Raw genomic sequence first — 20570 nt, forward strand, 5'->3', positions numbered from 1 at the left:
GGATGCCGCTGCTCGAAGCGAAGCATTTGGGAATTGCGTTTGGCGGCCTGCGCGCCTTGGAAGATGTCAATTTCCAGTTGGAAGAAAATCAGATCATGGGTCTGATCGGCCCGAACGGCGCCGGTAAGACGACCGTATTTAACCTGCTGACGCAGGTATATCAGCCCACGGAAGGCACCATTGAGCTCGAAGGGAAAAGCATCATCGGCAAAAAGACCTACGATGTGACCCGCGGCGGAATTGCCCGTACCTTCCAGAACATTCGCCTGTTTAAGGATATTTCGGTTCTGGACAACGTGCGAATAGCGATGAACTACCAGATGAAATATTCCGCTTTGGCGGGGATTCTGCGCCTTCCCTCCTACTGGAAGGAAGAGCGTGCCATGACCGAACGCGCGATGGATCTGCTGTCGGTCTTTAATCTGCAGGAGCATGCAGAGTCCAAAGCGAAAAATCTGCCCTACGGCCAGCAGAGGAAGCTCGAGATCGCCCGCGCTCTGGCGGCGTCTCCGAAGGTTCTGCTGCTCGACGAGCCGGCTGCCGGCATGAACCCCACGGAAACACGCGAGCTGATGGAATCCATTCAGCTGATCCGCGACCGTTTTTCGATCTCCATCCTTTTGATTGAGCATGACATGAGTTTTGTCATGGGAATCTGCCAGCATCTGGTGGTGCTGGATTACGGCAGGATCATCGCGGAGGGCTCTGCGGAAGAAATCCGCACGAATCCCAAGGTGATTGCGGCGTATCTGGGAGGGGAATAAAATGGGAGCAATGCTTTCTGTGCAGGATCTGGTTGTAAACTATGGCTCGATCCGGGCAATTAAAGGAATTTCTTTTGAGGTCAATCAGGGCGAGATCGTTACCCTCATCGGCGCGAACGGTGCGGGGAAGACGACGACCCTGCACGCGATTTCGGGTCTGGTCAAGACCAAAAGCGGCAGCGTCAGCTTTTGCGACCACGATCTGCTCAGTACGGAGCCGCACAAAATCCTGGGGCTTGGCATGGCTCATGTGCCGGAGGGCCGCCGGGTCTTTTCCCGCATGACGGTGATGGAAAACCTTCAGATGGGCGCATACATCCGCAATGACGCCTCCGGAATTTCGGAGGATTACGATATGGTGTTCGAGCGTCTGCCGCGTTTAAAAGAGCGCCGCAAGCAGGCTGCCGGTACGCTTTCGGGCGGCGAGCAGCAGATGCTGGCCATCGGCCGCGCGCTGATGGGCCGGCCGAAGATGCTGCTGCTGGACGAACCCTCCATGGGTCTTTCGCCGCTTCTGGTCGGTGAAATCTTCAAGATCATTTCCGACGTAAACGAATCCGGCGTGACTGTTCTGCTGGTAGAGCAGAACGCGAAAAAGGCGCTGGAAATCGCTGACCGCGCATACGTGCTCGAAACCGGGAAGATCGTCATGTCCGGCGATACCCTTGAACTGGCTGACAACGAAGAGGTACGCAAGGCTTATCTGGGCGGTTAAACCACTGCGTTTTATCTTTTATGGATTTTTACTAGGAAAAGGCTTCGATTTCTTTTGAAGAAATCGAAGCCTTTTTTGCTGGTTTGCACCGCGTTGGCGTTTCCCGATGCGTATGCTATACTATATACCAGATCAACCGGTGTTTACAGTACGAAAAATGCCAAATTGTTTTGAAGGAGGATATTCTATGGGCGAATTTGTTCTCTGGCTTTTTGCAGTTGCAATCATCTGCTTTGTCCTATATTTGGTTATCCGGGCGGCCGTACGAGACGGCATTTTGGCAGCGGAGCAAAGGAAGCATCCGGATTCCCGGCCGGATTCTATTGCGAACGTCACTTGCCCGCATTGTGGAAAGCAATATGAAGCGAATGCGCCGTATTGCCCGCGCTGCGGTCATCCAAAACCGTAAGCAACGCCAAAAAAGCAGCAATGCGCAGTCGGTATCGTGTTTCCTCCGGCTTTGTCTTTATTCCTCCGGGAAAACCGCGCCGCAGGCCTTGCCAATGGCAAGCAGCTCACCGAAGATTTCATCCGGCAGGCTGATTCCCTGCTCCAGGCTTTTCTTGCGGCGGTTATCACTTCCCTCGCCGGGCATGAAAATTTCGCTCACTCCCTCGGCGGGGCGCAGCGATTTGATCTCCCGCCTCATCTGGGCGACGCTGCTGCGAAAGGTATCGACCTCCACAAAATGAGTAATGTCGATCGCGCCGATAAAGTGGCCGACCTCCTGCGGATTCTGCATGTCGCCGTACAGGTCGTGCAGGTGCGGGCCGAACTTTCCGCCGCTGAGTACGCCGCACAGAATATCGATCATGATGGCCAGACCGCTTCCCTTCGGGCCGCCAATGGGGAGCAGGGAGCCCTTGCGGCCTTCGGCAGGGTCGGTGGTGGGGTGCCCGTCCTGATCCAGCGCCCAGCCTTCCGGGATGGGCTTGCCGAGCTTCTGGGCCATAATCAGCTTGCCCAAGGCGACGACGCTGGGGGCCATGTCCAGCACAACGGCGCCCTCTTCGCCGGGAACGGCAATCGAGATCGGGTTCGTGCCCATATAAGGCTCTGACGCGCCGTAAGGGGCGATTTTAGAAGTCAGGTTCGCGGCACAGATGCCGACCATGCCCTGCTCGGCTGCAAGGCGGGTGTAATAGGCCGCGGCCCCAAAATGGTTGGAATTTTTCACGGTTGCAAAGCAGCAGCCGGCTTCCCGGGCCTTTTCCATACATTTTTCCATGGTGAATCTGGCTGCGGGCATTCCCAGGCTGTTGCCCGCGTTTACCACCAGAGCGGCCGGGCTTTCTCTTTCGATCGTGATCCGGTTCTCTTTCTCAACGACCCCGGCATCCAGCCGTTCCAGATAAATCGCCAGCCTGCTGACGCCATGCGTGCTGATACCGCACAAATCCGCGTCCACCAGGCAGCGAGCCACCGTTTGAGCGCATTGTGCTTCTACTCCGTGCTTTTTCAGAATGTCCAGACAAAAAGTTTCCAGAATCTCCGGTTTTACCTGTTTCATTGTATCGACTCCTTTGTATGGTACAGGGATGTTTTTATTGTATCACGAACGGAGCTGTATGACGAATTACCATTTTCAAATACTTCTATAATCAAATGCGAATACCGGAAAACAGAAGGAAATAAATTTGATTTTACGGTTCATGTGTGATATCATGTAACAGAATTACTTGCCGCCGGGTAAGAAATCAGAAAAGCACTTATTGATTGCATCGTTAGGCCTTTGAAGATGCAATCAATAGGTGCTTATTTTATTTTGTCGGGAGGAATCGTCATGTCATGGGTTTATTTGGTTTTTGCGGGTCTGCTGGAGGTTGTATGGGCAACGTTTTTAAAGCTCTCAGATGGCTTCAGCAAGCCGGGGTATTCCGCAGCAACCATTGTTGGAATGATTGCCAGCTTCTATTTGCTGTCGCAGGCGACGAAGGCTCTGCCGCTGGGCACAGCTTATGCGATCTGGACGGGAATCGGTGCGCTGGGCGCTGTGATCGTCGGCATATTGGTTTTTAAAGAGGTGGTTTCTGTACCGCGCATTATTTTTGCATCGCTTTTGTTGGTTGGAATCATCGGCTTAAAATTTACTTCTTCTCATTGATCAGACACATCTTTGCTTTCCAAACGCCTGTCAGCGAAAAAACGCGGGGAAACGGCTTTTCTGTACCGTCGGATGCCGTTTTTGATTCAGCACGTGATTTTCTGCGGATTTTTATGCATGCGTCAGAAAAGCAAATCCCGTTTGCCTGCAAATAAAGGAAGAGCCGGTCAATTTGACCGGCTCTTCCTTTATTTGTTATATGGCAGGGGCAGAAGGACTTGAACCCTCGGCACGTGGTTTTGGAGACCACTGCTCTACCAACTGAGCTATACCCCTGTATCGTGCTGTAAAAAACGACTAGTGCGGGTATTATAGTATCATTTTATAGGGGTTCTGTCAATATCCCTTTGCATTTTTTCCCCGGCAAAGATTCTTTCTTAGCACTTGACATCTTTCCCATCAGCCAGTATAATTATTTTTATGTTATACGGGATAACTAATACCCCTGCCTGGTGGCGGAGGGGAGGGAAAATAAATGGCTGAAATCAGAATCAAAGACAATGAATCTTTGGACAGCGCTCTGAGACGTTTTAAGAAGCAGTGCGCCAGAGCCGGAGTGATTGCCGAGGTTCGTAAGAGAGAAGCTTACGAGAAGCCTTCGGTAAAGCGGAAGAAGAAGTCTGAAGCCGCACGTAAGCGCAAGTTTAAGTAAGTTGAATGGATGAAAAGCGGGCTGATTCAGCCCGCTTTTTTAACCATTTCTGGGGTTTGTGGGGCAGATTTGTTTTGAAAAGAGGAGAGACGGTATGTCGTTGTTCTTGCCTACGGCGGCGGTGGACAGAGTTACCGACATCACGCCGGAGATGATCAGAGAGATGGGTGCGAGCGCGATTATTCTGGACGTGGATAATACGCTGGCAACTCACGGTTCGCCGGTTCCCCTTGTGGGGACCGTGGAATGGGCCCACGCCATGCGGCAGGCGGGGCTTGCGGTTGTTATTGTATCCAATAATTTTAAAGATCGGGTTGCACCGTTCGCGGAAAAATATGATCTTCCCTTTTTGTGCGTGGCGATGAAGCCGCTGCCGTTTGCCTACTGGCGTGCGGCACGTTTTCTGGGGGTTTCACGCAGCCAGGCTGTGGCGGTGGGAGACCAGGTTTTTACGGATGTCATGGGCGCGAACGTGGCCGGGGTCAAATCGATTCTGCTGCGGCCCAGCGACCCGGAAACCAGCGTGTCGTTCCGGGTGCGCAGACGCCTGGAGGAGCCGATCCGCCGCAAAATGGAGCGGCGGCAGGCGGAGCGAGAAAAAACGGACAGGAGTGGAAAAGCATGAGCAAAAAAAGGGTACTGGTGTTATTGGGGCCTAACTTGAATATGATAGGAATCCGTGAAAAGGGCGTGTACGGCGACGAGACTTCCCAAAGCATCGAGATGCAGATTCACGAATACGCCGAGAGCCTGGGCTTTGAATGCGAAATTTTCCAGTCCAACTGGGAGGGTGCGCTGATCGATAAAATCCATGGAGCCAAGGGCGTGTTCGACGGCGTCGTGCTCAACGCCGGTGCGCTGGCTCATTACAGCTACGCACTGCGGGACGCGGTCACCTGCCTGCGGATTCCATTCATTGAAACTCACATGTCAAATGTGTTTGCCAGAGAGCCGTTCCGCGCTCATTCTGTTTTGTCGGAAGTGTGCGCCGGGGTCATCTGCGGCTTTGGCAAGCACAGCTACTTTTTGGCGCTGCAGGCGCTGAAAAGCCTGATGTAATCGGAAGGGAGACTTATTTCATGAAAACGGCTGTGGAAGAGCTGCAGCAGGTGCTGCGGGATCATGTGCTGGAACAGGAGGCGGACGCCGCGCTGGTGACGTCGCCGCAGAATCGTCTGTATCTCACCGGCTTTCCTTCGTCGGCCGGCTGGGTGCTCATTACGCCGGAGAAATCCTATTTTCTGACGGATTTCCGGTATTTTGAGGCAGCCGAACGGCAGGTGAAATCCTGCGAGGTTGTGCTGTTGAACAACCTTTCGCAGAACTTCTGCGAGATCGCGCAGCGCCACGGCATCAACCGGGTTCTGGTGGAAAACGTCGGGCTGAACCTTGCGGATGCGAAAACCTACCGCGAAATGTTTGGCTTCATGGGCGTGAAGACAGTGGAGGACAACACGCTCGACCGTTTGCTGCGCGGCCTGCGGGCGATCAAGACACCGCAGGAGCTCCAGAAGATCCGCGATTCGCAGGCGATTACAGATGCAGCGTTTTCACATATTCTCACAATGCTGCGCCCCGGCCTGACAGAGCGCGAGGTTGCGCTCGAGATCGAATTCTTCATGCGCCGCAGCGGAGCCCAGGGCGTGGCGTTTGATCTGATCGTCGTTTCCGGCGCAAACGGTTCGCTGTGCCACGGCGTTCCCTCCGAAAAGAAAATCGAGAAGGGCGATTTGGTCACCATGGACATCGGCGCGTTATTGGACGGGTATCATTCCGATATGACGCGCACCGTCGGCATGGGGCATCTGTCTCAGGAGCAGGAGCGCGTGTACCACACGGTGCTTTCGGCCCAGATGGCCGCCATCGAGAAGGCGGCGCCCGGTGTGGTGTGCAGCGAGGTCGACCGCGCCGCGCGCGATATCATCGATCAGGATTATCCCGGCACGTTCGGCCACAGCACCGGACACGGGGTCGGTGTCGAAATCCACGAATGGCCGAACTTCGCGCCCAACTGCAAAGAGGTGCTTCGCCCCGGTATGGTGGTTACCGCAGAGCCGGGTATTTACCTGCCCGGAAAATTCGGTGTGCGCATCGAAGATATGATCGCCATTACGGAGGATGGCTGCGAAAATCTGACTGCCTCCGACAAATCTCTGCTGATTTTGTGAGGACACGTTATTCTATTCTCCCATCAGAATCCGGAACCCGGACATTTCTCCCCTGCCGAAAGCGGAAGAGAAATGTCCGGGTTCCTTTTGGATTGAAGAGCAGTGAAAAAACAGTCATAATCTGCTTTTCCGTCTCAAAAATGTCAAAAGAGTGTTGATATTGTCAACGGGCGGGGTGTATAATAAACACGCAGAAGTCTACGGATATAGGCTGTAATATGTAAGTAACGGAGGAAAAGTGAGATGTTTGAAGAGCTGATTGCACAGCTGAAGGGCAAGAACAGAAGGCTTGTGTTTACCGAGGGTTCGGAACCCAGGATCCTGAGTGCGGCCGTTCGTCTTCATCAGCAGGGGATTCTTGTGCCGGTGCTGCTCGGCGATCCGGCGGAAATTCAGGCCGCCGCGAAAGAAGGCGGATTTGACATTGAGGGGATCGAGATTGTAGACCCCACCCATTTTGAGAAATTCGACGAAATGGTAGACAAGATGGTTGAGCTGAGAAAGGGCAAAATGGATGCCGAAGCATGCCGCGCCGCGCTTTCCAAGTCCAACTATTTCGGCACCATGCTCGTAAAGATCGGATATGTGGACTGCCTCCTCGGCGGCGCCACCTACTCCACAGCGGACACGGTTCGCCCCGCTTTGCAGCTGATTAAGACAAAGCCCGGCAACAAGATCGTTTCCAGCTGCTTTATTATGTACAGAGAAAAAGACGGCAAAGAGGAAAAATACGCGATGGGTGACTGCGCGATCAACATTGCTCCCAATGAGGATGAGCTGGTTGAGATCACGGTCGAAACCGCCCGTACCGCCCGTATGTTTGGCATCGACCCGAAGGTTGCTTTGCTCTCTTACAGCTCCCTTGGTTCCGGCAAGGGCGATTCTGTCACCCTGATGCAAAACGCGACTGCGAAGGTAAAGGCGCTCAGCCCCGATTTCCCGGTGGACGGCGAGCTGCAGTTTGACGCCGCGTTCTCCCCCGAGGTTGCAAAGACCAAGGCAAAGGGCAGCCCCGTTGCAGGTCAGGCCAACACCTTCATTTTCCCCGACGTGGACGCCGGCAACATCGGCTACAAAATCGGCCAGCGCCTGGGCGGCTTTGAGGCTTACGGCCCGCTGCTGCAGGGCCTGAACGCTCCGATCAACGATCTTTCCAGAGGCTGCAACGCTGAGGAAGTATATAAAATGGCGATCATCACCGCCGCGCAGAAGTAATTTCTGTCAAAGGGTGAATCGTATCCCGGCAAAAAGCCGCCGTACCGGATCTTCCGGTGCGGCGGCTTCGTTGTTGCTGTTATGTAAGACAGTGTGCCGGCATTATCGCCGGCGGAGAGTGCCCTGATTTTTGTCGTCGGAATCCACGGCTTCAAACTGCATTTTGCGCCGGAGCAGAATTTCGCGCTGCTTGGCGAACACATACTGCATCACGGCCTCCTGATCGCGTTTTTCGCGAAAATAGAACCGGGCCCGGTATTCGTACATCCCGTACAGCTCTCTGGAATCCTCCGGCGATTCGGTATGCAGCACAATGGCCTCGATGGTGATCATCTGGTCTTTTATCGGCAGGGTGCAGTAAATCGGCTCTTCCTCTGAAAGCAGCGTGGGGGAAAGAAAGCACATTCCGCCCCCGCTGATGTTTTCCCCCGTTGCGGGGTAGAGGGGCAGATCCCCCGTCTCGTCGGCTCCAAGCATGGGGCGTGTATATGTAAATTCAAAGGTAGTAGTTACCCGGTAAAATTCGCGGCGCTGAATCGATTCCAGACGACCGATCTGGATTTTTACGATTGCCACGTTGTTTTCCACAAAATTGGCCAGAACCTTGCCGTCTGTGCGGTACAGGCCGGTCTGCGCGTAAAAAACAAATTCGTAGTCCTCGAATGTGGAGAGTCGAATCACCTGCCCTTTGAAGATGGGGGTATAGATCAGGAGAGTCTGTTCGTCCACAAGGGTGTCGATGTAGCTCATGTAAGAACGTCTGGGGCCGTCGCTGACTTTTACACTGATGCTCACTTTATCACCGGGGTTGATATAGGATGATCTCATGAAAGTTCTCCTTTCCCATATTTTATGGGAATGCAAGCCGGGCAATTTTCAGAATGCCTCTAATTCTGTTTTTTACATATTATACCATGTTCTATAAAAACACACTATCTAATTTGAAAAAACCAAAAGAAAATTTTCATTAAAATTTCATTTTCAAAAATTCCCACAATCCGCGGGATTTCTAAACTTTATCAGATAATGCTTGAAAAACGGGAAAAAATATTATAAACTATGGGGTAGTAAATAATAATTTGGAGGAATCAAACCCATGATATCAGCAGGCGATTTTCGCAATGGCGTGACCTTTGAAATGGACGGCAACGTTGTGTCCATTATAGAATTCCAGCACGTCAAGCCCGGAAAAGGCGCGGCGTTTGTCCGTACCAAGATCAGAAATGTAATCACCGGCGCTGTGACAGAAAGAACCTTTAACCCCAATGATAAATATCCCACTGCCTTTGTGGAGCGCAAGGACATGCAGTACCTGTACAGCGACGGCGATCTGTATTATTTCATGGATAATGAAACATACGAGCAGATCCCGATCAATAAGTCTGTTTTGGGTGATAACTTCCGCTTTGTAAAAGAAAATATGGAATGTAAGGTACTGTCTTACAAGGGCAATGTGTTCGGGGTAGAGCCGCCCAACTTTGTTGAGCTGCAGATTACCGAGACAGACCCCGGCTTTAAGGGCGATACCGCTACCAACGCCACCAAGCCTGCTACACTGGAAACCGGCGCCGTCATTCGTGTGCCGCTGTTTATCGACGAGGGTGAAATGATTCGCATCGATACCAGAACCGGTGAATATATGGAGCGCGCGTAACGCATAATCTTTCTGAATAGAAGTTTATGATATATTAATGTGAAAAGGGGGCATCATTATGACCAATACAGAGAAAGTAGCTTACATCCGCGGCCTGACCGAGGGGCTTGAGCTGGATACGGACAAGAAAGAGGTTAAGGTAATCAATGCGATTATTGATTTGCTGGATGATATTGCGCTGACATTGGCGGATATCGAGGCAGATCACGAAGAGCTGGCGGATCAGCTCGATGCTGTTGACGAGGATCTGGGTACGCTGGAGGATGATTTCTACGGCGACGAGGATGACGACGAGGATTATGATGCTGATGACGATGACTGTTATTATGAGGTAACCTGCCCGGCTTGTAATGAAACGCTGTGCCTGACAGAGGACATCATCAACGAAGGCCACATCGACTGCCCGAACTGCGGCGAAAACCTGGAGTTCGATCTCGAAAGCCTGGCGGATGAAGACGAAGAAGGATGCAGCTGCGGCTGTGAGCATCACTGATATTCGGCGGGAAATTCCTGCTTTTTGGAGAAACCGGTGCCGTGTGCACCGGTTTTTTCGCGGAAATCCGGTTAGTCTGCATTTACTGTAGGGTTCCCAAAAAGATTTACCTTCGGCCCGGTAAAGAGCCGGCGCCGCGCGGAACCCAAAGATGGAAAGAGGGATTTTATGAAACTCACGAAAAAAATTGCGGGTCTGGTGCTGTCCGCAGCGCTTCTGGCAGCGTCTGCCGGGTGCGCCGGTCAGCCTGCCGCTTCTTCCTCCGCGGTCGAAGCGCCGCAGAGCAGCACCGCGTCTGCCGCAGAAAAAACGCAGATGCGCGTCGGCGTGCTGAAAGGACCCACCGGCCTTGGAATGCTCCAGGTGATGGAGAATAACGACCAGAAGACCGCCGCGAATGAGTATACCTTTACTGTGGCGGGCAGCCCTGATGAAGTTGTGGCCAAGCTTGTTTCCGGCGAGCTGGACGCGGCTGCTGTTCCCACCAATCTGGCGGCCACCCTTTACAACAAAACAAAGGGCGGGGTGCAGCTTGCGGCAATCAACACGCTGGGAATTTTATATCTGGTCACCAGCGATGAGAGCATCAAAAGCATTGCGGACCTGAAAGGCAAAACCGTCTATTCTTCCGGCCAGGGCGCCGTGCCGGAATACGCGCTGGATTATATCTTGACGGCGAACGGCCTGAAAGACGATGTAAAGGTAGAGTACCTTACCGAGCACAGCGAGGTTGCGTCGCAGCTTCTGGCGGGTAAAATCGCCACAGCGGTTCTGCCGGAGCCCTTTGTAACTCAGGTGACCACCAAGGATGCAAAGCTGAAATCCGCGCTGGACCTGACTGACGAATGGGAGCGCGCGGTACAGAAGGCCGATCAGGGCTCGAGCGTTCTTACCATGGGCGCGCTGGTCGTGCGCAGTGAATTTGTGAAGCAGAGTCAGGGCGCTTTTGACAGCTTCCTGTCCGAATACCAGCAGTCTGTGAATTATGTCAATCAGAATCCGCAGCCGGCGGGCACTCTGTCTGAAAAATACGATATCATGCCCGCGGCAGTCGCGCAGAAAGCGATCCCGAACTGCAATATCGTTTTTATCGCCGGGGATGACATGCGGGTCAAGACAGAGGACTTCCTCAAAGTGCTTTACGAGTATAATCCCAAATCCATCGGCGGCGCGTTCCCGAAGGATGACTTTTATTACCTGAACACAGCCGGATGAGCCGGGGTACGATCAGCCGTGCTGCGCGCGTGCTTGGCGTAGCGGCGTTCTGGCTTGCGGTTTGGCAGCTGTTATATCAAAGTGTAGGACAGGAGATCCTTCTGGTATCTCCTGCCCAAACTTTATCCCGTGTTTTTGAGCTGTCGGGGCAAGCGGATTTTTGGATTTCTGCGGGGGTATCTCTGTACAATGTGGCGGCCGGGTTCGTGTGTGCCTCCCTTTTGGGCATCGTGCTGGGGGCGCTTTGCTGTCGGTTTCGCTTTCTGTATCAGCTCATTTATCCGCTGCTCAGCGCGGTAAAGGCGACCCCAGTGGCCTCTTTTATTATTCTGGCGCTCGTGTGGCTGCAGTCGGTCAGAGTCCCGGCGTTTATCGCGGGGCTGATCGTTCTGCCCATCGTGTTCGGCAATGTCTGTCAGGGTGTGGCGGCGGCCGACCGCGAGCTGTTGGAAATGGCACGCGTATTTCGCCTTGGCCGGTGGAAAACGCTACGGTACATTTATTTGCCGACGGTGGCGCCGTATCTTGCGGCGGCCTTTACCACCGGCATCGGCCTGGCGTGGAAAGCGGGCGTGTCGGCAGAGGTTCTGGCCAACGCGAGGAACTCCATCGGCGGCCGGATTTACGGCGCGAAAATCTATCTGGATACTGCCGACCTGTTCGCGTGGACGGCGGTTGTCATTGTGCTGAGCGTGGTATTGGAGCGGCTGCTGCTGGCCTGTTTCCGCCGGATACCGTGGGGGGAGGGAAGGTCTTGAAGATCGAGCATCTGAATCAGGCGTATGGGGAGCGCGTCGTACTTCAGGATTTTTCTCTAGAGCTGCCCGATTCCGGAACCGTTTGCCTGTTCGGCCCCTCCGGGTGCGGCAAAACAACGCTTTTAAACTGCCTTGCGGGGATCTTGACGCCCAGTGGCGGAACGATTACGGGCCTTTCCGAAAAACGGATTTCGTATGTGTTTCAGGAAAGCCGCCTGTTGCCCTGGGCCACCGTGCAGGAAAACGTGGAGCTTGTGCTCCCGCCGGACCACACCCAAGCGGCGCGGGAGTGGATTTCGTGCGTGGGGCTTCTGCCGTATGCCGGGCAGTATCCGCGGGAGCTTTCCGGCGGCCAGCGGCAGAGAGTGTCCTTTGCGCGGGCGCTCGCTTACGGTGGAGACGTATTTCTGCTCGACGAGCCGTTTCATGCACTAGACCAGGCGGCGGCACAGGAAATGGCGGCGCTTTTGCAGCAGTCGTTTCCCGAATCGCTGAAAATCCTTGTCACCCACAACCGCGAGGAAGCCGAGCAGCTTTCCGACCGCATTTATTTTCTGGAGGGCCCGCCGCTTCACGTTGTTTCCTGCCTGGAACGCAAGGTGCAATAATATGGTTCGATTTCGGAATAATAAAATGAAATGCAGTGATTTTAGTTCTTTCAAGGCCTGGAGAAGAAATGCAAATTTCATTTTGAGCGGTATTATGTGGGATTGAGTGTCGATTCGACGTTCCGTCCTATCAAAATTAACGATTTTCGTATTTCTTTTGTTGTGCAGTTGTGATATACTCTATAAGTTAATATTTCACAATGGCTTTCGGGAGTAGTTTACATGAAGAATAAAAGGGTTAGTATGTTTTACACGCTGCCGCAGATTTTGCTGGACATCGTGTGTATTTACGCCAGCTATTGGATCGCCTTTATTCTGCGGCTGGATAACAAGGTTCCCTCTAATTACGTCGATGCTTTCCAGCGCTTTATGCCGTGGGCGACGATCATTTGTCTGGCGATATTTGCACTTTCCAGATTTTATAACACCATGTGGCAGTTCGCCAGCCTGGACGAGCTGATCCAGATCTGTTTTGGGACGGGCTTTGCCAGCGTGTTGCTGCTGGTGCTGGGGTATACGGTCTTTAACCCCGAGCGTTTTCCGTTTACCGTGTATGTGATGGGCGGCATCCTCATGCTGCTGTTTGTGGGCTTTTCGCGCTTCAGCTTCCGTCTGATGCGCCGGGCCAGAAAAAAGAACGAGCTGTCCAGACGCAAGGATAAAGAAGAGTTCCACCGGGTGATGATCATCGGCGCGGGCGAGACCGGCTCCATGATCATCAAAGAGATGAGAAGCGCGCCTGAAACCAGCGGGATTCCCGTTGTCGCGATCGATGACAATCGCGCTAAGCGCGGCAGCCGTATCCATGGCGTAAAGGTAGTGGGCGGCCGTGAAAGCATCACCCGTGCTGCGGTGCGCTATAATGTAGACCAGATTCTTCTGGCGATCCCCACCTCCAAGAAAAAGGATTTGCAGGAAATTCTGCAGATTTGCTCCAAAACCGGCTGTCAGCTGAAAACCGTGCCGGAGTACAGCGAGGTGCTGGAAAACGGCGTCGATACGCAGTCGATCCGCGATGTGGAGATCACCGACCTTTTGGGCCGCGACGAAATTACGCTCGATGTAGACGAAATCTGCGGCTACCTGAAGGATAAAACCGTACTGGTAACGGGCGGCGGCGGTTCGATCGGCTCTGAGCTGTGCCGGCAGATCGCGCTGTTTAATCCGAAGAAAATCATCATTTTTGATATTTACGAAAATAATGCCTATGATCTGCAGAATGAACTGCTCATGCGCTTTAAGCGCCTGAATCTGGAGGTTCTAATCGGTTCGGTGCGCGACGCCAGCCGCATCAACCACGTATTTGAGGTCTGCCGCCCTGATGTCGTGTTCCACGCGGCGGCGCATAAGCATGTGCCTTTGATGGAGCTGAGCCCCGGCGAAGCGGTAAAGAACAATGTGTTCGGCACGCTGAATGTGGCGAAAGCCGCGGACAAATACGGCGTAAAACGCATGGTGCTGATTTCCACCGATAAGGCCGTGAACCCCACGAACGTCATGGGCGCCACAAAGCGTATCTGCGAGCTGATTATCCAGTATTTCAGCCGTCACAGCAAAACGGATTTTGTAGCGGTGCGCTTCGGCAACGTGTTGGGCAGCAACGGCAGCGTGATTCCGCTGTTTAAAAAGCAGATTGCGTCTGGCGGGCCGGTGACGGTCACCCACCCGGATATCATCCGCTATTTCATGACGATCCCCGAAGCGGCGCGTTTGGTGCTGCAGGCGGGCGGTATGGCAAGGGGCGGCGAAATTTTTGTGCTGGACATGGGCCAGCCGGTCAAGATCGCCGATCTGGCGCGCAACCTGATCCGTCTTTCCGGGTATGAGCCGGACGTCGATATAAAGATCGTCTACACGGGCCTACGCCCCGGCGAGAAGCTGTATGAAGAGCTGTTGCTCGACAGCGAGGGCGGCTGCGCCAAAACCTCTCACGAGCTGATCTACATCGGCACGCCGATTCCGTTCAACGAAGAGACCTTCCTCAGCGAACTCGATACACTGCGCCATTGCGCGGGTATCAACAACGTCAGGATGATGGAGATCATTCATCATTTGGTGCCGACGTACAGCGGCCACGCGGAAAAGAGCGATGCCCTGGCACAGGCAGAGGAAGAAGAGGAAACAGAAGAATAACGAACGGCCCCGCTTTTTCAGCGGGGCCGTTTTTCATTTATAATGCTGTTTTATTCAGACTTTCCGTTTTCAGGGTTTCAGAAAACGGTGGGTGAATTACTGCTGATTGATAAAATCCACAATCCGGCGCACCGGAATCTCCAGGTTACTGGTGAGCAACTCCAGCAGCTTTTCCTGTTTTTCCGTTTCCAGAATGGGAGAGGTGATCCTCCGGAATTTTTCCGTGATCCACGCAAGGTCTACGTGGTCGGTGGCTTCTCCGGGAGCGGAAAAGGTTTCAGAGCGGAACAGAGTGCCGTCCTTCAAAGTAACCTCGATCCGGGCCAGGCGCTTCTGTGGGAACTGCGCTTCCAGAACGGGGTCTACGATAAACTTCAGGCGCTTCATCATATCCAGTACCGCGGGGTTCTGAAGCGCTTCTTCCCTGACCTGAAGATAACCCAAGTCGCCATGGACTAAGGCAGCAGCCACAGGATAAGCGATGTTATACTGGGCTTCGTCCGTTTCGGTGGGAATCTGCTGGCTCAGCCGGGCGGTGGCATCAAAGGTATAAACGACAGCTTCTTTGATCTGATCCGGCCCGAAGCCGTATTTGCGCATCAGGGACAATCCGGCGGCAATGGGCTGGTGCGCCCAGCGGCAACAGGTGTAGGGCTTAAAGTACAGGTTCATGATCTCGTAGCTGCTGCCCAGCGTCTGTGCCAGATGCTGATACTCTTCTGCCTCCAGAAGATGCCCCCGACCGCTGCTGCCCGATAGGGTCTCGAGCACGGCCATCGCCCCGACCAAAGCGCCGAAAGGAACGCCGTCCTTGTTCATGGAGGGAGTGGTCACCGACCGCATGACGGGCACGACCGGCGCGTGGAAATCCGCGATGGAAAGAGCCGTGTTCAGCTTTTCTTTGTCCATCCCGCACAATCGGCCCATGCCGGCGGCAGTGCCGAAAGCGCCGTAGCATCCGGTGCTGTGCAGATATTTGTAATGCTCCTGCTCCGCCAGGGCGAACCGGATCGTCACTTCATAAGCCACCACCAAGGCGGTCAGGTATTCCCGGTAAGAGATCCCCTGCTCCAGCGCCGCCGCCAATACGCCCGCCACAAAAGAGGTGCCGGGGTGGCCCTTGATCATGTTGTGGCCGTCGTCGATGTCAAAGGAATTGGAGGCGTGGGACATGGCGATGACTGCCCCCAAAAGATTGTAGGTATGCTGCGAACCTACCACGGGGATTTCTCCATCCCCGCAGACCGACTGCGCCAGCTTTTCCCCCGCGGCGAACTGCCATCCGTGGCTGCCCAAGAGTAAGGCGGTCGTCAAGTCGATCCCACAGACCACCGCGCGATCCTGAATCTCTTTGGGCAAATCCTCCCATTTGGTGTTCAGAATGTAGTTTTCTACCCGATAATCGGTATGAAACTGCATCTCTATTCTCCTTCCATATGGATAGACATTTATAAGATTATCGGTTGTAGACGCCTTCGTTCAAATAGGCCAACAGCTCCTGCTTCAGCATATTGTCGATGCCGAGGTAAGCCAGGGTATACCGGCTGGTCTCGAAGAAGCTCTTCTTGTGCATGGCGCCGGCCAGAGTGATCATGGCGTCGATAATGGGGGTGGATACGCCGTACTGCACGCCCAGGTCGTGGTAAATCTTGCAGCCGATCGGCACATCTTCTGTAAGATAGCGGTGGTTGATGCTGTTGGGGCCGGTGTTGCCCTCATTCGACGGCTGATCCAGCGGGAAGACCACGTTGTCGTTGCCGTTCTCATCCAGTCCCATGTACTCCTGGGTCAGCACGCTGCGGCGGGAGAAGAACATTTCGTGCTTGTATGTAGGAGCGCCTACGCCGATGGCCTCTGCCAGGGCGAGCTCCTCGTTATAGAACTGATATTGAACCTCGCAGATGGAGGGGGACAGACCGTGAGAGTACATCGAGTATGTTGTCTTGTCATGGCCGCAAAAAATGACGCCCCAGTTCTCCATGGTGGACACGCCCAAAATGGTGGCGGGAACGTGAATAACAGGGTTGACATTGGCGAAGTTGACGTCCAGGACAGTGTTGGCCTTGGCAGGGCCCTCGCCCTGAGTTACGGCGTCCAGGCAGGGCAGATACTGAGAGGCTTCCAGAAAGGCGTCGGTATCCTTTGTGGGCAGGGCAGCGCCCCGCAGGGTGATGGCGCGGTATTTTACACCCACATGCGGGAACTGGAAGCCGTTGACGCTCTCAATACGGGTGCCGTAGGGCGCGGAGGACCAGCCGCCGATGATGACCTTCTTGGTGCAGCCCGTTTCCCGCATCAGTCTGCGCAGCAGCAGGGTACCGAAATTGTCGGTGAAGATGTTGACGACCTGACCGTCCTCCAGATGGGGGATCAGAGCGCGGAACATGGGCTCGTGGCCCCAGGATCCGCAGGCCACCACGATGTGTCCTGCACCTTTGACGGCGGAAGCGATATCGGTGGTCACCAGGTCCGGATACGCGCGGCCGGAGCGCTCAAAACCGTCGCGGTTACGCTGTACGCCGTCCAGCAGAATGCCGGTTTTTTCCAGGCCGCGCAGAGAAGTCTCCGCAAAGGGCATGGCGTCGTACAGGCGCACCTCGCGTCCGGCCAGCTTGATGTCGGCCGCACAGGTTTTTCCCACCGCTCCGCCGCCGATAACGGCGACCGGCAGGTCTTTTAAATAGTCCATCTTTCCCATAGTTATTGTCCTCCTTTGCCTTTTGAACAGGCATCTGTTTTTGAATCCTCAGAAAGAGGAAACGGTTCTGTGGAAATGCCTTTTACAAATATTAGAGCGTATGTTATAATCATTTTAAATAAAATAATTCCACAACGCTTTGCAACTCTACTATAACAATTCTAATTTGATTTGTAAAACGAATAGTTTCAATGATATCTATTTTAAATTTTAATGGGGTTGTCAGTATGGAACTGAGAAATGTGGCTACCTTTTTACGCGTAGCGGAATGTGAGAGCTTTACAAAGGCAGCGGAGCAGCTGGGGTATGTTCAGTCTACTGTCACGATTCAGATTCAGCAGCTCGAAGCGGAAATCGGCGTCCCTTTGTTTGACCGGATCGGCAAGCATGTGTCGCTGACGTCCAGCGGCCAGGAATTTATGGGGTATGCCACCCAGATGATGCAGATTGCCGAGTGTTCGCTGCTGTTGGGCAAGCCGCCTAAAGAAATGGGCGGTGTGCTGCGGCTGGGAATTCTGGAATCGCTGTTCAATTGGGTGCTATGCGATCAGATTCCGCAATATCACCGGGACTTTCCCAAAATTATCCTCGAGACGCGCATGACCTCAGGGGATGATTTGCTTCAGATGCTCAAGCACAACGAGCTGGACATGATTTTCTTTCTGGGCAAAAAGACCACGGAGAGGGATTTTATCCGGGCCTGCGCGCATCTGATCAACATCGTGTTTGTTACTTATCCGGAGCACCCCCTGGCAGGGCGCGGGCCGGTCAGCCTGGCCGATGTAGTGCGGCAGCCGATGATCCTGCCGGAGCGAAAGGCGGTTTACCGCCGGGCCCTGGAGGAAGAGGCCGCGCAGAAGAATCTGTATATCGCGCCGTTTTTAGAGATAGACAACAGCGTAAGCATTGTTTCGCTGTTAAAGCAGAAGCTGGGAATTTCCTTTCTGCCGGAATATGTGGTGAGGAGCAGTGTTCAAAAAGGGGAACTGGTGATTTTGCCTGCAGAGGACTGCTCCGTTCAGCTTTGGAGCCAGGTGTTTTACCACAAGAGCAAATGGGTGACCCCGCCCATGGACAGCCTGATCCAGCTGATTCAGGATCGGGTTTTTCAGGACAGGTTTTTGCAGAGATGAGTTTGAAATCGAATACGCAAAGGGAGGCTGATCGTAAGATCAGCCTCCCTTTGCGTAAGAGGAGAAATTTGTGGTATGTAGTTGAAAGGCATATTGACTGGTATCAGTTTTAGAAATTCAGGAACGCGGTAATAATCATTGCGTTGAAGAAATCGGAAAACATTCCGCCAAGCGGTATGACAAAATATGCGGTTTTTGCGGGGCCATACTGCTTTGTAATAGTTTGCATGTTTGCCATGGCGTTGGAGGTGCCCCCCATACCGTATCCGACAATTCCGGCCATGAGCAGGGTCGATTCATAATTCCGGCCGGTGGTGTAGAAAATGACCCAATAGGCAAACAGGAACATAAAGATCATTTGTGCTACAAGGATGACAAGCATCGGCAGTGCCAGATCAACCAATTCCCATAGCTTTAATCCCATCAGAGCCATGGTTAAGAAGAGAGACAGAGAAATGTTCGCGATGGTATCATTTTCGGGCTCGGGGAATGCTTTTCCGCTCATGTCGAGAACATTGCGGATAAGGGCGGCGCCCAGCATGGCGCCAATATAGGCCGGGAAGGTGATGCCTGTTTTGCTCAGCAGAATGGACATAATCGTCCCAAGCCCCATGGCGATGGCCATCAGCATCCAGGCGTATACCAACTTAGAGGAGGTGGTCTTAAATTCTCCGTCCTCTTCCGGAATTTCTACATTTTCCGCCGTGGCTTCTGTGGCTATTTCCTCAGAGTGCAGATTGTGCCTTGCGATTCTTCTGTGGGCAATCGGACCGCCCATCAAAGAACCCATCACAAGCCCGAACGTTGCTGCTGCCAACCCCAGCGTGGTACTTCCGGAGATTCCCATATCCTCCATGGTTTTGCCAAAAGCAGCCGCTGTTCCGGGGCCGCCCAGAAGCGAGATGGAACCGGCGGTCAGGCCAAGGCGGGAATCCAGCCCGAACCCACCCGCAATACTGTAGCCGATGAGATCCTGGCAGACGATGATGGCAATGGATAACAGCGTGACGACGATGATTTGCTTACCGCCTCTTTTTAGAATGTCAAAGCTGGCGGTAAAACCTACTGTGGTAAAAAACAGAACCATAAAAAAGGATTGCAGCGTACCATCAAATGTGAGGCGCATGACTCCCATTCCACTTAAAATTGTATTCATTGCCGCGAAGACCACACCGCCGATGAGCGGAGCAGGAATACAATATTTATGTAGCGGAGCGATTTTCCTTTGCAGATAACTACCGATCCAAAACATGATTGCCGCGATGCCTGCCGCTTGATACATGTCAAGCTTCAATTCGAACATAATTCATACCTCCTGCAATTAAAATTATGATAGACTCAGCCGTCGGGGCGCACAGTATGTAATGTAAACGCATGCGATTCTTTGTGCGAAATCCGCGTACGGCTGAGTGACTTCCTGTCTCAGGAACGAGGGGTAAGGGAGCGTACCCTTTATGGATGAAAAAGGATATGCAATTTTTCCGGATACCTCATTTACATCTGCTGAAGGTTGAATTGATCAAATATAACAAAAATAATGAAAAATAATTTAGATTTTCATTTCAGGTTCATTATATTTGCTGCTTATGGATTTGTAAAACGAATAAATTTGATTATATTGATTTAAATTTTCAATCGAAAATAAGGTCGATTTTTTGCGATAGAGTTTTTATAAACAGGAATTGCTTTTCTGTTTTGTAGATGTTTTTCTTTTAGAAGAAGAAAAAACGCTTTGCAAGGTATAATCAAAAGGCGGGCAGCCGAAGCTGTCCACCTTTTTGATCGATAATGCTTTACATTCCATCCCTCGGAAGAGTATCTGTCAGTTCTCCCTTTTTGCTTTCCAGAGAGAAAATAAAATCCATATAGCCATCGCGCTGGCGGGAACATCAGCCAGCAGAGTAAAGCTTTGGAAAGGAAAACTGCAATATTTTTGAAACACAGGGAATATTTAGAGCCTATCCATAAATTAGATATGGACTCGAATCAATTTACGCCAGACAATAATTGCACAGGCAAAATGCAGAAGACCAAGGTAGTTTGCAGCTTTCTTTTCAAAACGAACCAGCAATTTGCGGAAACGGTTGAAGAACGAATGCGTAACCTCTACTACCCAGCGCCGGGCTTTAAAATCGGGATTCCGCAAGAGCTCCTGTTTTTCCTCAGATCGGGGACGGATATGCGCGATATAGCCTCTTTTTTCAACCTTGTCTTTTGAGCCGGTATACCCGGCATCCAGGCACAGGTTTTGAGTAAATTT

Annotated in this window: 22 protein-coding genes and 1 tRNA gene; 16 read left to right on the top strand and 7 right to left on the bottom strand. The window is 52.8% G+C overall.

All coding sequences use genetic code 11. The annotated features are described in order from the left end of the window. Positions 1-2: 2 nt before the first annotated feature. From HMPREF1141_RS02510 to HMPREF1141_RS02520, 3 genes are all read left to right on the top strand, one after another. Positions 3-764, top strand: a complete 762-nt coding sequence (locus HMPREF1141_RS02510; protein ID WP_009060577.1) for an ABC transporter ATP-binding protein — start codon at positions 3-5, stop codon at positions 762-764. A 1-nt stretch (position 765) separates the two neighbouring features. Further along, a complete protein-coding gene (locus tag HMPREF1141_RS02515; protein WP_009060672.1) occupies positions 766-1479 on the top strand; it encodes an ABC transporter ATP-binding protein in 714 nt (237 codons plus the stop codon). 187 nt (positions 1480-1666) lie between these two features. Beyond that, a complete protein-coding gene (locus HMPREF1141_RS02520) occupies positions 1667-1888 on the top strand; it encodes a zinc ribbon domain-containing protein (RefSeq protein WP_009060498.1) in 222 nt (73 codons plus the stop codon). Between the two features lie 57 nt (positions 1889-1945). Here HMPREF1141_RS02520 and HMPREF1141_RS02525 read toward each other — a convergent pair whose 3' ends face one another. Next, entirely contained in the window at positions 1946-2989 is a 1044-nt protein-coding gene (locus HMPREF1141_RS02525; protein ID WP_009060585.1) for an Ldh family oxidoreductase, read from the bottom strand. A gap of 273 nt (positions 2990-3262) precedes the next feature. Between HMPREF1141_RS02525 and HMPREF1141_RS02530 the strand changes: the two genes are divergently transcribed. Next, positions 3263-3583 carry a multidrug efflux SMR transporter gene (locus HMPREF1141_RS02530; protein ID WP_009060626.1) on the top strand — a complete coding sequence of 107 codons (321 nt, stop codon included), beginning with the start codon at positions 3263-3265 and terminating at the stop codon, positions 3581-3583. A gap of 200 nt (positions 3584-3783) precedes the next feature. On the opposite strand, the gene HMPREF1141_RS02535 is transcribed toward HMPREF1141_RS02530, so the two are convergent. Then, a tRNA-Trp gene (locus tag HMPREF1141_RS02535) sits at positions 3784-3859 on the bottom strand. A gap of 199 nt (positions 3860-4058) precedes the next feature. Here HMPREF1141_RS02535 and rpsU point away from each other — a divergent pair. From rpsU to pta, 5 genes are all read left to right on the top strand, one after another. Continuing rightward, positions 4059-4235: a 30S ribosomal protein S21 gene (rpsU, locus tag HMPREF1141_RS02540; protein WP_009060718.1), complete on the top strand. Its 177-nt coding sequence runs from the start codon at positions 4059-4061 to the stop codon at positions 4233-4235. Positions 4236-4329: 94 nt separating this feature from the next. After that, complete coding sequence (locus HMPREF1141_RS02545) at positions 4330-4860, top strand: YqeG family HAD IIIA-type phosphatase (protein WP_009060698.1); 531 nt, start codon at positions 4330-4332, stop codon at positions 4858-4860. Then, the gene (aroQ, locus tag HMPREF1141_RS02550) at positions 4857-5294 is read left to right on the top strand and encodes a type II 3-dehydroquinate dehydratase (protein ID WP_009060610.1); all 438 of its coding nucleotides are present in this window, start codon (positions 4857-4859) and stop codon (positions 5292-5294) included. The genes HMPREF1141_RS02545 and aroQ overlap by 4 nt, the downstream gene beginning before the upstream one ends. A gap of 20 nt (positions 5295-5314) precedes the next feature. Then, entirely contained in the window at positions 5315-6403 is a 1089-nt protein-coding gene (locus HMPREF1141_RS02555; protein ID WP_009060513.1) for an aminopeptidase P family protein, read from the top strand. A 243-nt stretch (positions 6404-6646) separates the two neighbouring features. Next, entirely contained in the window at positions 6647-7618 is a 972-nt protein-coding gene (pta, locus tag HMPREF1141_RS02560) for a phosphate acetyltransferase (protein ID WP_009060589.1), read from the top strand. Between the two features lie 102 nt (positions 7619-7720). On the opposite strand, the gene HMPREF1141_RS02565 is transcribed toward pta, so the two are convergent. Then, complete coding sequence (locus HMPREF1141_RS02565) at positions 7721-8446, bottom strand: PilZ domain-containing protein (protein WP_009060688.1); 726 nt, start codon at positions 8444-8446, stop codon at positions 7721-7723. Between the two features lie 268 nt (positions 8447-8714). Here HMPREF1141_RS02565 and efp point away from each other — a divergent pair, with 268 nt between their 5' ends. From efp to HMPREF1141_RS02595, 6 genes are all read left to right on the top strand, one after another. Continuing rightward, positions 8715-9272 carry an elongation factor P gene (efp, locus tag HMPREF1141_RS02570; protein WP_009060496.1) on the top strand — a complete coding sequence of 186 codons (558 nt, stop codon included), beginning with the start codon at positions 8715-8717 and terminating at the stop codon, positions 9270-9272. A 58-nt stretch (positions 9273-9330) separates the two neighbouring features. Continuing rightward, positions 9331-9765, top strand: a complete 435-nt coding sequence (locus tag HMPREF1141_RS02575; RefSeq protein WP_009060609.1) for a CD1247 N-terminal domain-containing protein — start codon at positions 9331-9333, stop codon at positions 9763-9765. 168 nt (positions 9766-9933) lie between these two features. Beyond that, entirely contained in the window at positions 9934-10980 is a 1047-nt protein-coding gene (locus HMPREF1141_RS02580) for an ABC transporter substrate-binding protein (protein WP_009060676.1), read from the top strand. After that, positions 10977-11738: an ABC transporter permease subunit gene (locus tag HMPREF1141_RS02585; RefSeq protein ID WP_009060523.1), complete on the top strand. Its 762-nt coding sequence runs from the start codon at positions 10977-10979 to the stop codon at positions 11736-11738. Before HMPREF1141_RS02580 ends, HMPREF1141_RS02585 begins: the two co-directional genes overlap by 4 nt. After that, complete coding sequence (locus tag HMPREF1141_RS02590) at positions 11735-12346, top strand: ATP-binding cassette domain-containing protein (protein ID WP_009060666.1); 612 nt, start codon at positions 11735-11737, stop codon at positions 12344-12346. Before HMPREF1141_RS02585 ends, HMPREF1141_RS02590 begins: the two co-directional genes overlap by 4 nt. Before the next feature lie 222 nt (positions 12347-12568). Then, positions 12569-14479, top strand: a complete 1911-nt coding sequence (locus HMPREF1141_RS02595; RefSeq protein ID WP_009060516.1) for a nucleoside-diphosphate sugar epimerase/dehydratase — start codon at positions 12569-12571, stop codon at positions 14477-14479. Between the two features lie 96 nt (positions 14480-14575). On the opposite strand, the gene HMPREF1141_RS02600 is transcribed toward HMPREF1141_RS02595, so the two are convergent. Both HMPREF1141_RS02600 and HMPREF1141_RS02605 read right to left on the bottom strand, forming a co-directional pair. Next, positions 14576-15898, bottom strand: coding sequence for an MmgE/PrpD family protein (locus HMPREF1141_RS02600; RefSeq protein ID WP_009060715.1), 1323 nt, complete (start codon positions 15896-15898; stop codon positions 14576-14578). Between the two features lie 37 nt (positions 15899-15935). Further along, positions 15936-17177 carry an NAD/NADP octopine/nopaline dehydrogenase family protein gene (locus HMPREF1141_RS02605; RefSeq protein WP_009060743.1) on the bottom strand — a complete coding sequence of 414 codons (1242 nt, stop codon included), beginning with the start codon at positions 17175-17177 and terminating at the stop codon, positions 15936-15938. Positions 17178-17404: 227 nt separating this feature from the next. Here HMPREF1141_RS02605 and HMPREF1141_RS02610 point away from each other — a divergent pair, with 227 nt between their 5' ends. Next, on the top strand, positions 17405-18310 hold the full coding sequence (locus HMPREF1141_RS02610) for a LysR family transcriptional regulator (protein WP_009060721.1): 906 nt from the start codon (positions 17405-17407) through the stop codon (positions 18308-18310). Positions 18311-18419: 109 nt separating this feature from the next. Here HMPREF1141_RS02610 and gltS read toward each other — a convergent pair whose 3' ends face one another. Beyond that, positions 18420-19613 (bottom strand): sodium/glutamate symporter, encoded by a 1194-nt coding sequence (gltS, locus tag HMPREF1141_RS02615; RefSeq protein ID WP_009060632.1) that lies wholly within the window; start codon positions 19611-19613, stop codon positions 18420-18422. 666 nt (positions 19614-20279) lie between these two features. Next, positions 20280-20570: transposase (locus tag HMPREF1141_RS17030; protein ID WP_155863452.1), on the bottom strand; the 291-nt coding region annotated here is incomplete at its 5' end.

Source organism: Clostridium sp. MSTE9 (genome assembly GCF_000277625.1).
Classification (GTDB): domain Bacteria; phylum Bacillota; class Clostridia; order Oscillospirales; family Acutalibacteraceae; genus Faecalispora; species Faecalispora jeddahensis.

Bases quoted from the DNA above. Each gene is read 5' to 3' on its own strand.
- HMPREF1141_RS02580 (WP_009060676.1), top strand. From the start codon at position 9,934: ATGAAACTCACGAAAAAAATTGCGGGTCTGGTGCTGTCCGCAGCGCTT.
- aroQ (WP_009060610.1), top strand. From the start codon at position 4,857: ATGAGCAAAAAAAGGGTACTGGTGTTATTGGGGCCTAACTTGAATATG.
- HMPREF1141_RS02510 (WP_009060577.1), top strand. From the start codon at position 3: ATGCCGCTGCTCGAAGCGAAGCATTTGGGAATTGCGTTTGGCGGCCTG.
- HMPREF1141_RS02545 (WP_009060698.1), top strand. From the start codon at position 4,330: ATGTCGTTGTTCTTGCCTACGGCGGCGGTGGACAGAGTTACCGACATC.
- efp (WP_009060496.1), top strand. From the start codon at position 8,715: ATGATATCAGCAGGCGATTTTCGCAATGGCGTGACCTTTGAAATGGAC.
- HMPREF1141_RS02610 (WP_009060721.1), top strand. From the start codon at position 17,405: ATGGAACTGAGAAATGTGGCTACCTTTTTACGCGTAGCGGAATGTGAG.
- HMPREF1141_RS02530 (WP_009060626.1), top strand. From the start codon at position 3,263: ATGTCATGGGTTTATTTGGTTTTTGCGGGTCTGCTGGAGGTTGTATGG.
- HMPREF1141_RS02565 (WP_009060688.1), bottom strand. From the start codon at position 8,446: ATGAGATCATCCTATATCAACCCCGGTGATAAAGTGAGCATCAGTGTA.
- HMPREF1141_RS02600 (WP_009060715.1), bottom strand. From the start codon at position 15,898: ATGCAGTTTCATACCGATTATCGGGTAGAAAACTACATTCTGAACACC.
- HMPREF1141_RS02605 (WP_009060743.1), bottom strand. From the start codon at position 17,177: ATGGGAAAGATGGACTATTTAAAAGACCTGCCGGTCGCCGTTATCGGC.
- gltS (WP_009060632.1), bottom strand. From the start codon at position 19,613: ATGTTCGAATTGAAGCTTGACATGTATCAAGCGGCAGGCATCGCGGCA.
- HMPREF1141_RS02525 (WP_009060585.1), bottom strand. From the start codon at position 2,989: ATGAAACAGGTAAAACCGGAGATTCTGGAAACTTTTTGTCTGGACATT.
- HMPREF1141_RS02515 (WP_009060672.1), top strand. From the start codon at position 766: ATGGGAGCAATGCTTTCTGTGCAGGATCTGGTTGTAAACTATGGCTCG.
- HMPREF1141_RS02520 (WP_009060498.1), top strand. From the start codon at position 1,667: ATGGGCGAATTTGTTCTCTGGCTTTTTGCAGTTGCAATCATCTGCTTT.
- HMPREF1141_RS02555 (WP_009060513.1), top strand. From the start codon at position 5,315: ATGAAAACGGCTGTGGAAGAGCTGCAGCAGGTGCTGCGGGATCATGTG.
- HMPREF1141_RS02575 (WP_009060609.1), top strand. From the start codon at position 9,331: ATGACCAATACAGAGAAAGTAGCTTACATCCGCGGCCTGACCGAGGGG.
- HMPREF1141_RS02595 (WP_009060516.1), top strand. From the start codon at position 12,569: ATGAAGAATAAAAGGGTTAGTATGTTTTACACGCTGCCGCAGATTTTG.
- HMPREF1141_RS02585 (WP_009060523.1), top strand. From the start codon at position 10,977: ATGAGCCGGGGTACGATCAGCCGTGCTGCGCGCGTGCTTGGCGTAGCG.
- pta (WP_009060589.1), top strand. From the start codon at position 6,647: ATGTTTGAAGAGCTGATTGCACAGCTGAAGGGCAAGAACAGAAGGCTT.
- rpsU (WP_009060718.1), top strand. From the start codon at position 4,059: ATGGCTGAAATCAGAATCAAAGACAATGAATCTTTGGACAGCGCTCTG.